13 protein-coding genes are annotated in these 12,284 nt (G+C 69.0%); 4 read left to right on the top strand and 9 right to left on the bottom strand.

Going from position 1 to position 12,284, the window contains the following annotated elements:
• Positions 1-51: 51 nt before the first annotated feature.
• Positions 52-450, bottom strand: a complete 399-nt coding sequence (locus V1Y59_RS16875) for a universal stress protein (RefSeq protein WP_330506102.1) — start codon at positions 448-450, stop codon at positions 52-54.
• Positions 451-546: 96 nt separating this feature from the next.
• On the opposite strand from V1Y59_RS16875, the gene V1Y59_RS16880 reads away from it, so the two are divergent.
• The 4 genes from V1Y59_RS16880 to V1Y59_RS16895 are packed head-to-tail and all read left to right on the top strand — an operon-like array spanning position 547 to position 4,028.
• Positions 547-1,563 carry a Bug family tripartite tricarboxylate transporter substrate binding protein gene (locus tag V1Y59_RS16880; RefSeq protein WP_330506103.1) on the top strand — a complete coding sequence of 339 codons (1,017 nt, stop codon included), beginning with the start codon at positions 547-549 and terminating at the stop codon, positions 1,561-1,563.
• Entirely contained in the window at positions 1,560-2,102 is a 543-nt protein-coding gene (locus V1Y59_RS16885; protein WP_330506104.1) for a tripartite tricarboxylate transporter TctB family protein, read from the top strand. The genes V1Y59_RS16880 and V1Y59_RS16885 overlap by 4 nt, the downstream gene beginning before the upstream one ends.
• 7 nt (positions 2,103-2,109) lie before the next feature.
• Complete coding sequence (locus V1Y59_RS16890; protein WP_330506105.1) at positions 2,110-3,612, top strand: tripartite tricarboxylate transporter permease; 1,503 nt, start codon at positions 2,110-2,112, stop codon at positions 3,610-3,612.
• Positions 3,613-3,641: 29 nt separating this feature from the next.
• Positions 3,642-4,028: an MmcQ/YjbR family DNA-binding protein gene (locus V1Y59_RS16895; protein WP_330506106.1), complete on the top strand. Its 387-nt coding sequence runs from the start codon at positions 3,642-3,644 to the stop codon at positions 4,026-4,028.
• Between the two features lie 21 nt (positions 4,029-4,049).
• On the opposite strand, the gene V1Y59_RS16900 is transcribed toward V1Y59_RS16895, so the two are convergent.
• From V1Y59_RS16900 to V1Y59_RS16935, 8 genes are all read right to left on the bottom strand, one after another.
• Positions 4,050-5,084: a uroporphyrinogen decarboxylase/cobalamine-independent methonine synthase family protein gene (locus tag V1Y59_RS16900; protein WP_330506107.1), complete on the bottom strand. Its 1,035-nt coding sequence runs from the start codon at positions 5,082-5,084 to the stop codon at positions 4,050-4,052.
• Positions 5,081-6,226 carry a tRNA 2-thiouridine(34) synthase MnmA gene (gene mnmA, locus V1Y59_RS16905; protein WP_330506108.1) on the bottom strand — a complete coding sequence of 382 codons (1,146 nt, stop codon included), beginning with the start codon at positions 6,224-6,226 and terminating at the stop codon, positions 5,081-5,083. The genes V1Y59_RS16900 and mnmA overlap by 4 nt, the downstream gene beginning before the upstream one ends.
• Positions 6,226-7,434 (bottom strand): cysteine desulfurase family protein, encoded by a 1,209-nt coding sequence (locus V1Y59_RS16910; protein ID WP_330506109.1) that lies wholly within the window; start codon positions 7,432-7,434, stop codon positions 6,226-6,228. Before V1Y59_RS16910 ends, mnmA begins: the two co-directional genes overlap by 1 nt.
• 92 nt (positions 7,435-7,526) lie before the next feature.
• Entirely contained in the window at positions 7,527-8,612 is a 1,086-nt protein-coding gene (locus V1Y59_RS16915) for an NAD(P)-dependent alcohol dehydrogenase (RefSeq protein ID WP_330506110.1), read from the bottom strand.
• A 5-nt stretch (positions 8,613-8,617) separates the two neighbouring features.
• The gene (locus V1Y59_RS16920; protein ID WP_330506111.1) at positions 8,618-9,103 is read right to left on the bottom strand and encodes a DUF4334 domain-containing protein; all 486 of its coding nucleotides are present in this window, start codon (positions 9,101-9,103) and stop codon (positions 8,618-8,620) included.
• Between the two features lie 139 nt (positions 9,104-9,242).
• Positions 9,243-10,160: a lysophospholipid acyltransferase family protein gene (locus V1Y59_RS16925; protein WP_330506112.1), complete on the bottom strand. Its 918-nt coding sequence runs from the start codon at positions 10,158-10,160 to the stop codon at positions 9,243-9,245.
• Positions 10,161-10,320: 160 nt separating this feature from the next.
• Positions 10,321-11,277: an electron transfer flavoprotein subunit alpha/FixB family protein gene (locus tag V1Y59_RS16930; protein ID WP_330506113.1), complete on the bottom strand. Its 957-nt coding sequence runs from the start codon at positions 11,275-11,277 to the stop codon at positions 10,321-10,323.
• A gap of 55 nt (positions 11,278-11,332) precedes the next feature.
• Positions 11,333-12,118 (bottom strand): electron transfer flavoprotein subunit beta/FixA family protein, encoded by a 786-nt coding sequence (locus V1Y59_RS16935; RefSeq protein WP_330506114.1) that lies wholly within the window; start codon positions 12,116-12,118, stop codon positions 11,333-11,335.
• Positions 12,119-12,284 lie beyond the last annotated feature (166 nt).

Here is a 12,284-nt window from a genome sequence, read left to right on the forward strand (position 1 = left end):
GTATCGAAGGCTCCCGACAGATCGTGTGATCGTCCACCACACAAGTCCGGCTCAGGTTTTCACCACCAGCACCGGCATCGGCGCCTTCATCACCACTTGGCGCACCGTCGAACCCATCACCAACTTGCCCACCGCCGAACGCTCCTTGCTGCCGATGACCAGGAACTCGGCGTCGACGCGTGTGGCCAGATCCACGATCACGTCCGCGAGATTCCCGAGAGTCGCCTCGTTGACCACCCTCCAGTCGGGCGCCGGAGCCGTTCCCGCCGCGAGCTGCCGGGAGACCTCGTCTTCGACAATCGCTGTCGCGGAACGGTCCTCGGCATGCTCCGCGGTGTCGGTCACGTTGAGCACCACCAGCTCCGTGTGGTGGATCGACGCCTCGCGGGCAGCGACCCGCAATGCGGCACGACCGGCCGGGGTTCTGCTGAACGCCACGCCGATCGTCACGCGGCTCACAGTAATGCGACGAAGCGGATGTGACAAGCATCACACTTGTGACAGGATCGGCGGACGGGTGGGCGGAACAAGAGGTTGGTGGTGCTGGTGACTTCCGGGTCGACGGCCACGCGACGGCGGGCCCTGCAGGCGGTGGGCGTGGTGATCGTCGTCATCGTGGCCACGCTGGCGGTGATCGAGGCCCGCGGGGCGTCGGGCGAGGGTGGTGCGCGCTCGAAGCTGACCCTGATCGCCCCGGCTGCCGTCGGCGGTGGGTGGGATCTGGTCGCACGAGAATCCCAGCAGGCGCTGCGCAGCGACGGCATCGTCAACACCGTCAACGTGGTCAACATCCCCGGCGCCGGTGGCACGATCGGCCTGTCGCAGCTCGTGGGGCTGGAGGGAGACGGCCAGACACTCATGGTCACGGGAACGGTGATGCTGGGCGGGATCGCCCAGGCCGGCAGCTCCACCACCCTCGACGACACCACCGCGATCACCCGCCTGGCAGAGGATTTCGAGGTCATCGCGGTACCCGATTCGTCGCCGTACGAGACTCTCGACGATTTCATCGAGGCGTGGCGTCGCGACCCGGCAGCGATCCCGATCGGCGGCGGCTCAGCCGGCGGCATCGACCATCTCGTGGCCGCCCAGTTGGCGCAGGCGGTCGGACTCGCCCCCAACGACCTCGTGTACACCCCGCACAGTGGCGGCGGTGAGCTCACCCTGTCGCTCACCTCGACGGCGGCCGGCACCGTCAACGTCGGGATCAGCGGCTACAACGACTTCCGCGACCTCATCGACGGTGGACGATTGCGTGCGCTGGCCGTCGTCGCACCGGAACCCCTACCGGGAGTGGATGTCCCGACGATGATCGACCTCGGGTATCCGCAGGTCGACCTGGTGAACTGGCGCGGATTCGTCGCACCCCCGGGGATCAGCAACGCCGAGCGCAGCGAACTCATCGCGATCGTCGAGGAGATGATCAAGACCGAGAGCTGGCAGGAGGCGATCGAGATCAATCGCTGGGTGGAGAGCTTCGCCCAGGGCGAGGTGTTCGCGGAGTTCATCGACGCCGAACAGCAACGGATCACCGATCTGACAAAGGAGTTGGGGTTGGTATGACCGGCGACTCAGGCACCGCGACCCCGAGCGCATCACCGCGGCGCGACTACGGAGAACTGATCATTCCGGCCGTGCTCGTCCTGGTCGGCACGGTGGTGATCGCCGGGATCGTCACGATGGACGAGGCAGGCGACGGCGGACTGTTCGGGGCCAAGGCATTCCCGTGGATCGTCGCTGGGCTCTGCTACGTGGTGGCGATCCTCATGGCCGTCTCCGTGTTCCGGCCGACGCCTCGGCCGCAGTCGGCCGACCCCGGCGACGAGGCCGATCTGATCCTCGATCACGGGCACGCACCGGCAGAGGCCAGCAACTGGCGGTCGGTCGTCATCGTCGTCGGTGGCGTCCTGCTGTTCATCCTGATACTGGAGCCGATCGGGTGGCTGATCTCGGGGACCCTTCTGTTCGCCATCGTCGCTGTCGGCCTGGGTGCCCGCAACCACATCGCGAGCGTGCTCGGCGGACTCGGTATCGCCTCGGTGATCCAACTGGCGTTCAGCGGTCTGCTGGGGATCTACATCCCACCGGGCATCCTGGGGTGAGCACGCCATGGATCAACTGAGCAATCTGATCACCGGCTTCGGCGACGTCTTCACGCTCAACAACTTGCTGTTCGTCCTCGTCGGCGCGCTGCTGGGGACGGCTGTCGGCGTGCTGCCCGGGCTCGGGTCGGCGATGGCGGTCGCGCTGCTGCTGCCGTTGACCGCGAGCCTGAATCCGTTGGGCGCCCTCGCGATGTTCGCCGGCGTCTATTTCGGTGGCCTGTTCGGCGACTCCATCGCCGGCATCCTGATGAACACGCCGGGGAACAGTACGGCGATCGCGTCGTCGTTGGAGGGCCACCGGATGGCCCGGTCGGGGCGGGCCCCGCAAGCGCTTGCGACCGCCGCGATCGGAGCGTTTCTCGGAGGCATCCTCGCGACCGTGCTGGTCGTGTTCTTCGCGCCCGCCATGGCGGATGCGGCGACCAGGTTCGGCCCGGCCGAGTTCTTCGCGCTCGCCGTCTTCGCGTTCGTGGCGATCTCGACCGTGGTGTCGGACTCGGCGGTTCGCGGCCTCGCGGGACTGGCGATCGGTCTGGCCATCGCCATGGTCGGCATCGACCAGCCGACCGGTACCGAGCGGCTCACCTTCGGTGTCCGCACACTCTTCGACGGGATCGACATCGTCGTGATCACCGTCGCGTTGCTCGCCCTGGGCGAGGTGATCTACCAGGCCTCGCGCATCGGTCGACCCGATGAGGCCCAACTGCTCTCCAGCGGCGGCCGGCCCTTCCTCAGTCGCGGGGAGTTCCGTCAGGCGCTTCCCGCCTGGCTGCGCGGGACCGGCTTCGGTGTGCCGTTCGGCGTGATACCCGCCGGCGGCGCCGAAGTACCGACCTTCCTGTCCTACGGCGCCGAGCGCACCCTGGCGCGCAGGCGCAAGGACTCACAGTTCGGCAAGGGCGCCATCGAGGGCGTGGCGGGGCCGGAGGCGGCCGGCAACGCGACCGCGGGCACGGCGATGGGTGCTCTGCTCGCCTTGGGTCTGCCGACCTCGGCCACCGCTGCGGTACTGCTGATCGCGTTCCGCCAGTACGGCATGCAGCCCGGGCCGCTGCTGTTCGAACGCAACGGGGAGATCGTGTGGGCATTGCTGGCCAGCCTGTTCATCGCGATGGTCGTGCTGCTGATCCTGAACCTGCCGATGGCCCCGCTGTGGGCGAACCTCCTCAAGGTGCCCAAGGCCTACCTGTACGCCGGCATCGCCCTGCTGGCGGCCTTCGGCGTGTACGTGGCGGCGTCGAGCGTCACCGACCTGTTGATCATGCTGGCGCTGGGCCTGCTCGGATTCGTGATGCGACGCTACGACGTCCCGATCGCCCCGGTGCTCATCGCCGTCATCCTCGGGCCGCTGGCGGAGTACTCGCTGCGCGACGCCATGGTCAACTCCGGCAACGATCCGATGGTGCTGATCAGCAGCCCGATCACGATCGTCCTTTACACGGTGCTGATCGCGGGGGTTGTATGGGCGGTGATCCGCCGCCGACGAACTGTCAGCGCGGACTTCTGAATCCGATCACGACCGAGCGAGGCCCCCGCATGCCGCACCCGATCATGTTCTCCGACGACGACCCCTATCTGCTGCGGGTCCGCGAGATCGCGCTGGCCCTGCCCGATACCACCGAGGTCGTCGCGCACGGGCGGCCGACATTCCGCTGCGGCAAGATGTTCGGCAACTACGGGGGCAGCGTCAAGGGCAGCCAGGACCGCCACGACCAGTCGCTGCTCTTCATCCCGGACACATCGGAGCGGGAGGCGCTGCTCGCGGATTCCCGGTTCTATCTGCCCGCCTACCTCGGGGCGTACGGCTGGCTGGGCATCCTGCTCGACGACGACACCGACTGGACCGAGGTGTCGGAGTTGCTCGACGCGAGTTATCGGCAGATCGCACCCAAGAAGTCGATCGCGAAACTCGAAGCTCAGTAGGCGATTCCCGAATCGGCCCGCTCAGAGCGCGTCGGGGTCGGTGCCGAGCAGTTCCCCGGCCGCCGCACAGACCGCCAGAGCGGCCTTCGCCCATCCGGGGTCTGCTCCGGCGAGCCCACACGTGGGGCTGACGATGACGCTCTGCGACAACACTTTCCGATCGAGTCCGATGCGGTCGATCAAGCCCGCCAACCGCTGCGCCACCGACTCGGCGCGCACTCGGCGATCGGCGGCGACCGCGGGGACCACACCCGCCACGAGCAGGTCGCCGCGGTCCAGCAGATTCCCGAGGCCGTCGAGGTCCTCCGTCGTCGTCGTGCTCAGGTCGAGCGACCACCCGACACCCCGCAGGCGCTGGATCAGGTCCCACCGCACCGGCGCACAACTGTGCACGAGGGCGGGGCGCCCGACCTGCTCGACGAGTCCGCGCAGAGCGTCGGCGACCTCGGCGACCGGCACGGCGGGGATGGTGTCGAAGCGGGTCAGCGGCGGCACGGTCCCGTCGATCACCTGGCCGATCATCGGTTCGTCGATCTGGACGATGACCTCGGCACCGAGCCGGCGGGTCACGTCGGCCACCAGTTCTCCGATGCCCTCGGCGGTCGAGGCGACGACGTCGCGCACGGCGCCGCGGTCCCGGAGCACTTTGTGCCCGGTCGGCAGTTCGACCGACGCCGACAAGGTGAATGGCCCGGCCACCTGGATCTTGAAGGGTCGCGAGGTTCCGACGAAACCAGCTCTGTCCCAGAGCTCTTCAACGGCGTCGAGGTCGACCCGCAGCATGTCGCGGGCGCGGCGGGCGGCGCCCGAGCCACGGGCCGCGAGGCGATATCCCCAGGTGTCGGCGTCCATCGGCAGATCGACGAGGATCGCCGCCATCCGTCCGACCATGTCGGCGCCGATGCCGCGCGCCGGCAGTTCCACGAGATGCGCGAGGTCGAGCTCGCCGTTGACCACGGCCGCCGCCTCACGCGGGTCGGTGCCGGGCATGGAGCCGACACCCGTCCCGGTACCGCCGGTGACCAGGGCACCGTCGGCGACGTCGGCGCGGGTCACTGGTGGGAGCCTGCCGAGGCCCGCATTCCCGGCACACCGGTGGCGGGATCGGAATCCGTCGTGGCGATCCGACCGGACCCGAGCACCAGGTCTCCGTGTCGTGCGTCGGGCGCGTAGAGCACTGCCGCCTGACCGCGGGCCACACCTGTCAGCGGTTCGGCCAGGGCGATCTCGATCATCGGCTCACCGTCGCGGGTCACCGGTGTCGCACGCGCCGGCGCCAGGCCGCCGTGGGCCCGGACCTGCACCATCGCGTCCACTGGCCCATCGGGCACCTCGCCGGACGTCCAGACCGCGCGGTGCGCGGTGATCGACCAGACATCGAGGTGGGCCGCGGAGCCGACCGTCACGGTGCCCGATGCGGGATCGATGTCGGTCACGTAGCGCGGCCGGCCGTCGGCGGCCGGGGCCTCGATGCCGAGGCCCTTGCGCTGGCCGATGGTGAATCCGTGCACGCCTTCGTGATCGGCGAGCCGATCCCCGGTGTCGGCGTCGACGACGGCTCCCGGTCGGATGCCGATGCGGGCACCGAGGAACGCGCGGGTGTCGCCGGTCGGGATGAAGCAGATGTCATGGGAATCGGGCTTCTCCGCGACGGCCAGACCGCGTCGGGCCGCCTCCTCCCGGATCTCACCCTTCGGGGTGTCGCCCACCGGGAACATCGCCCGGCCGAGCTGTTCGGCGGTGAGGACGGCCAGCACGTAGGACTGGTCCTTGTCCTCGTCGACCGCGCGGCGCAGTTCACCGTCGGTGAGACGCGCGTAGTGCCCGGTGGCGAGCGCGTCGAAACCGAGCGCGACGGCCTTCTGCGCGAGCGCGGCGAACTTGATCTTCTCGTTGCAGGTCAAACAAGGATTCGGGGTCTGCCCGGCGGCGTAGGCGTCGACGAACTCGTCGATGACGTCGTCCTTGAAACGGTCCGCGAAATCCCAGACGTAGAACGGGATGCCGAGCACGTCGGCCACACGCCGGGCATCCGAGGCATCCTCCCGCGAGCAGCACCCTCGTGATCCGCTGCGCAGCGCTCCCGGCGCTGTCGACAGCGCCAGGTGCACGCCCACCACATCATGTCCGGCGTCCACGGCCCGGGCGGCCGCGACCGAGGAGTCGACGCCCCCGCTCATCGCTGCGAGTACCCGCATCAGCGCACCTCCCCACTCGGTGACGAGACCAGGCCCGCGGCACGAGCCCGATCGACGATCTGACCGATGACATCGGCGACCGCCTCGACGTCGGCCGTCGTCGAGGTCGGTGCGAGCGAGAATCTCAGCGATCCGCGGGCGGTCGGGACGTCGAGGCCCATCGCCAACAACACGTGACTGGCCTGCGCGACGCCCGCGGTACACGCGGAACCGGTCGAGCATTCGACGCCGTTGGCGTCGAGCAGCATGAGCAGCGAATCACCCTCGCATCCATCGAACGAGACGTGCACGTTGCCCGGCAACCGGCGGGCGTCGCGCGGCCCGTTGGCCGTGGTGCCACCGACGGCGAGGAGGGCGGCGAAGAGCTGTTCGCGCAGCGCGGTCACCGCGTCGAGATTGGCGTCCATGTGGTCGATCGACCAGCGCAGGGCTGCCGCCATACCCGCCGCGCCTGCGACATCCTGTGTCCCCGACCGCACGTCGCGTTCGTGACCACCGCCGTGCAGCAGCGGTACGCAGTCGACGTCGCGGCGCAACAACAGTGCGCCGACGCCTTGCGGACCGCCGAACTTGTGGGCCGCGAGACTCAGTGCGGACAGTCCGCTCGCGCCGAAGTCGACCGGGATGTGCCCGACGGCCTGGATGGCATCCGAATGGACCGGGACCCCGAACTCGGCGCCGATGGCCGCGAGTTCGGTGATCGGCTGGATGGTCCCGACCTCGTTGTTCGCCCACATCACCGAGATCACGGCCGTGTCGTTGGCGTGCTCGGCGAGTTCCGCGCGAAGCCAGGACGGCGACACGAAGCCCTGTTCATCGACCGGCGCGATCACGAGTTCGGCGTCGTCGGCATCGGCCAGCCAGATCGCCGGATCGAGGATCGCGTGGTGTTCTACCGCGGAGACGATCACCCGCCTTCTGCGCGCGTCGGCTCGGCGGCGCGCACAGTAGATCCCCTTCAGGGCGAGGTTGTCGGACTCGGTGCCACCGCCGGTGAAGATGACCTCGGAGGGGCGTGCGCCGACCGACGCGGCCACGGACTCACGCGCCTCCTCGAGCCGACGCCGGGCCCAACGCCCGGAACCGTGCAACGACGAGGCGTTTCCCGGCTGGGCGAAGACAGCGGTCATCGCCTCGACGGCGTCCGGCAGCATGGCCGTCGACGCGGCGTGGTCGAGGTAGATCGGGGCTCGGGAGGGCGTGGACATGTCTTTGCAAGGATAAACGCGCACCGACGGCCTACCAATTCCCGCGCGTCGCGCGGTGACACGATCGACACGCCGACCGGTCGCAGCGCGGGTCAGTCGTCGAACACCAGAACCGGCTTGATCGCGGTGCCGGCGAGCGAATCGGCCGCGGCCCGCTCGATGTCGGCGAACGGGTAGACGGTCACCAGATCGTCCAGGGGAAGCCCACCGGCAAGGTAGAGCGAAGCGAGTTCGGGAATGGTCTCACGCGGGACCACGTCGCCCTCGATCACGCCGTGGATCGACAGACCCTTGTACAGGACGCGCATGACGTCGAACTCGAGAGTGCGTCCGATGCCGACGAGCGCGATGTCGCCGCGCGGTTCGGCGGCGTCGACGGCCGCGGCGAACACGTCCTGGCGGGCCGTCGTGTCGATGGCGTGATCGGTGCCTCGCCCGTGGACGCCGCACACCGCCCGGGCCACGTCGTCGACGGCCGTCGGATCGACCGCGCCGACCGCGCCGAACTTCATCGCCAGCTCACGTCGAGCAGCGATCGGATCGACGGCCACCACGGCTGCGCCCGCCCGCACCGCCGCCGACACCGCGCAGAGTCCCACGCTGCCGGCGCCGTAGACGGTCATGGTCGAGCCGGGTGCCGGCCGGAGCACGCGGGTGACGGTCCCGTAACCGGTCTGCACGCCACACCCCAGCGGCGCGGCCATCGCCGGAGCCAGCTCGGCAGGAATCGGGATCGCATTGTCCGCGTGGGCAAGTGCGAAGGTGGCGAAGCTGGATTGTCCGAAGAAACCGCCGAACACCGGGGCGCCGTCACGCGTGAGCGTCGGTGTGCCGTCGGATCGACCCGCGGTGTTGAGGCCCGAGGTGCAGTACGCGGGGTGGCCGGAGCCGCACTGGCCGCACCGCCCACAGCTGCGGAACGTCAGGCAGACCGACTGCCCCGGCGAGAGCCCGGTGACACCGTCCCCGACCGCCTCGACCACGCCGGCCCCCTCATGCCCGAACACCTGCGGTAGCCGTCGCTTCGACCAGGTCGCCTTCATACCGAGATCGGTGTGGCAGATGCCGACCGCCCGCATCCTGACGAGCACCTCGCCCGCGCGGGGCTCGTCGATCTCGACGCCCTGCACCTCGAAGGGACCGCCCGGCGCGGTGACGACGGCGGCGTCGATCTGCACGGGCGTCAGACCCGTTCGAGGTAGAAGTACAGGTGGCGGCCGTCGACAACGCCGCCCTTGCCGTTCATGATGCCCATCACGGTCGTGTCGTCCACCCGCTTGAAGTGGTCGATGACCGGTTGCCCGTCGTAGACCATCGAGGCGGTGACCTCACCCCGGAACTCGATGGCCCACAGGCTCGCCTCGCCTTTGCCGAGCTTCTTGTCGGAGAACAGTTTTCCGTCCTCGCCCCGGCACACGAGCGGCTGGACATCGCTGCGCGAGGTGAAGGTCTTGCCGTACCAGCCGGCCTTCTCCAGCATCCCGTTCACCGGATGACCGGTGGTGAACTCGCCGCCCTTCCACGGGCCGAACATCTCCTCGGGCCGCAATGTCTCCAGCGCCGCCCAGACGGCATCGAGTTCGGCGTCGTCGACGCGGCCGGTGGCAGCGCGCAACTCAGCGAACCTGGCCTTGGCCTCGGTCCGGGACAGGCCGTGTGCGGTGGTCATGTCGGGGACGCCTCCTGTGGATCGGATCTCGCCGCCGAGCGATTGCTCGGTCCCTCACAACATATATGAGATATCCCGGGCGATGAAACGCGGCGCCGAAAGTGTCTCAGGTCTGTGCTGCAGTCCCGTGCACGCTCGGTCAGGCCGCGACCAGCTGTTCACAGCGGGCGGCCAGCTCGCGCCGGTCGACATCGGGGAGCTGCACCTCGTGCACCCTGATGTGCAGGGTCAGCCCGCGCGCGCCCATCACCCGCCGCAAGGTGTCCAACGGCGAGTCGTCGCCGATCAGACTCGGTGCGGCGGACACGGATCCGTCCGCCGCGGTGAACGTCAGCCGGACCGGGATGACCGGGACGCCGGCGTCGATGGCCGCCTGGAAGAACGCCGGCCGGAATCGGCCTGCGTCGCGACCGCACCAGGTGGTGCCCTCGGGGAACACCGCGACCGAACTGTCCTGATGCAGGCGGGCCACCGCGCGCTCGACGGTTCCGGGGAGTGCGCGCAGTGCCGAACGGTCGATCGTGATGACGCCGAGGCGTCGCGCCAGGCCCGAGATGACCGGCATCGTGGCGACGTCGTCCTTTGCCACCATGTGGGCCGGGCTGACCACCGCCAGCGCGAAGATGTCGAGGAACGAGATGTGGTTGGCGACGATGAGTCCGCGTGTGCTGCCGGCGAACGGTCGCCGATCCTCGATGCGGACCCGGAGCCCCACAGAGGCCAGCAGAGCACGCGCCATCCGGCCCAGATACCGACGACGGGCCACCCGCGGCATCACCGCGACGAGCGGCCCGGAAAGGGCGATGAACGCGACCGTCGCCAGCAGGCCGATCGCCCGCCGGGCCACGAGCGCGGACGCTCGCCACGTGCTCGCAACGTCGTCGGCCGCTCGACAACGGCTGTCGCAACCGCTGCGGGGATACCAGGGGTGCTGTGGCGGATCTGCGAGATGCTCCGCCGCCGGCAGCGGATCGGGAGCCGGAGCCAGAGGCCGCGCCACCGCGGGTGGGACCGTGGGCGGCGCGTATCCCGGTGTGGCGAGGGCGGTGACTGTCATGCCCCGATGACATCTGCCCAGCTCGACACGACAGCCACGACGACGTGACGTGTCGGTTCTCATGCGGTGAACGTCGGTGATCGCCGCACCGCCCCCGCAGACGCCGATGACCCCGGGTGTCGCGAGACACCCGGGGTCATCGGTGGTGATCAGGCGCGTGTCACTTGCGCTTCTTGACCTCTTCGGTCAGCTGCGGTGCGACGTTGAACAGGTCGCCGACGACGCCGTAGTCGGCGATCTCGAAGATCGGCGCCTCTTCGTCCTTGTTGACGGCGACGATCGTCTTCGAGGTCTGCATGCCGGCGCGGTGCTGGATGGCACCGGAGATGCCGAGCGCCACGTAGAGCTGCGGCGACACGGTCTTGCCGGTCTGGCCGACCTGGAACTGGCCCGGGTAGTAGCCGGAGTCGACCGCCGCGCGGGAGGCACCGACGGCCGCGCCCAGCGAGTCGGCGAGTTCCTCGACGACGGAGAACTTGTCGGCGCTGCCGACGCCACGCCCACCGGACACGACGATCGACGCCTCGGTGAGTTCGGGGCGGTCGCCACCGACGTTCGGCTCGACCTTGGTGATCTTCACCGCACCCTCGGCCGCGGCCGGGACCTCGACGTCGACGCGCTCGCCGGCGCCGGCCTGGGGAGCCGCCTCGACGCCACCCGGTCGCACCGAGAAGATCGGGACGTCGCCCTTGGCCTGGGCATCGACGGTGAAGGCGCCACCGAAGATGGAGTGGATGCCGACCCCACCCTCCTGGACGTCGACGACGTCGGCGAGCACGCCCGAGCCGAGACGCACGCCCAGACGGCCCGCGATCTCCTTGCCGTCGGCGGTCGCGGCGACCAGGATTCCGGCCGGCGAGGCCTGCTCGGCGATCGACGACAGCACGTCGACCTGGGGAGTGACCAGGTAGGACCCGGCGTCGTCGGACTCGGCGACGTAGATCTTCTCCGCGCCGGCCTCCTTGAGGCCGTCGATGATGCCGTCGGCAGTTCCCGGCTTGCCGACGACGACCGCCGACGGGGTGCCGAGAGCGCGGGCGGCGGTGATCAGTTCGCTGGTGACCTTCTTCAGGGCGCCTTCGGCGTCCTGTTCGGTGAGCACAAGTACTTCAGCCATGTTCTTCTATCTCCTGAATGTCTATCTTCGCCAGTGGTCAGTCAGTGCCCGCGGACTAGATGATCTTCTGCGAGACCAGGTACTCGGCGACCTTGGTACCGCCGTCGCCCTCGTCGCTGACACGCTCACCTGCGGTCTTCGGCGGCTTGGGCGCCGAGGAGGTCACCTGGCTGCCGGCGTTCTCGAGGCCCACGTCACTGGCCTCGACGTCGATCTCGGCCAGGGTGACGACCTGAACTTCCTTCTTCTTCGCGGCCATGATGCCCTTGAAGGACGGGAAGCGCGGCTCGTTGATCTTCTCGTTGACGCTCACGATGGCCGGCAGCTGCGCCTCGATGTGGAAGATGCCGTCGTCGGTCTCGCGCTCGCCCTTGAGGGTCTCGCCCTCCAGTGTCAGCTTGCGCAGATGGGTGAGGTGCGGGAGTTCCAGGTACTCGGCGATCATCGCCGGGATCGCGCCGACGCGGCCGTCGGTGGCCTCGTTGCCGGCGATCACCAGCTCGACGCCCTCGACCGTGCCCAGCGCGCGGGCGAGCACGTAGGCGGTCTGAACGGCGTCGGAGCCGTGCATCTGGTCGTCCTTGATGTGGATGGCCTTGTCGGCGCCCATCGACAGCGCCTTGCGGATGGCCTCGGTGGCCCGCTCGGGCCCGGCGGTCAGCACGGTGACCTCGCCGCCCTCGGCCTCCTTGATCTTCAGGGCCTCCTCGACCGCGCGCTCGTTGATCTCGTCGAGAACGGCGTCGGCGGCCTCGCGGTCCAGGGTGTAGTCACCCTCGGTCAGCTTGCGCTCGGACCACGTGTCAGGAACCTGCTTGATCAGAACGACAATGTTTGTCATGGGTCTGCGTCGACCTCCTGCGTCGGTTTCTCCCACCTTACTGCCCAGTAAGTTGGATTCGGTCTCCCCTACTTTAGCGCTTGCTCGGTCGGCTCTGAACATCGACTACCTCACATAACGGGCACGCCGATCGATCGTCGCGGTCGCCGGCGACGAGCGGTCCGCG

Origin of the sequence: Gordonia prachuapensis (genome assembly GCF_036350515.1) — a bacterium.
In the GTDB taxonomy this organism is placed as follows: Bacteria; Actinomycetota; Actinomycetes; order Mycobacteriales; family Mycobacteriaceae; genus Gordonia; species Gordonia prachuapensis.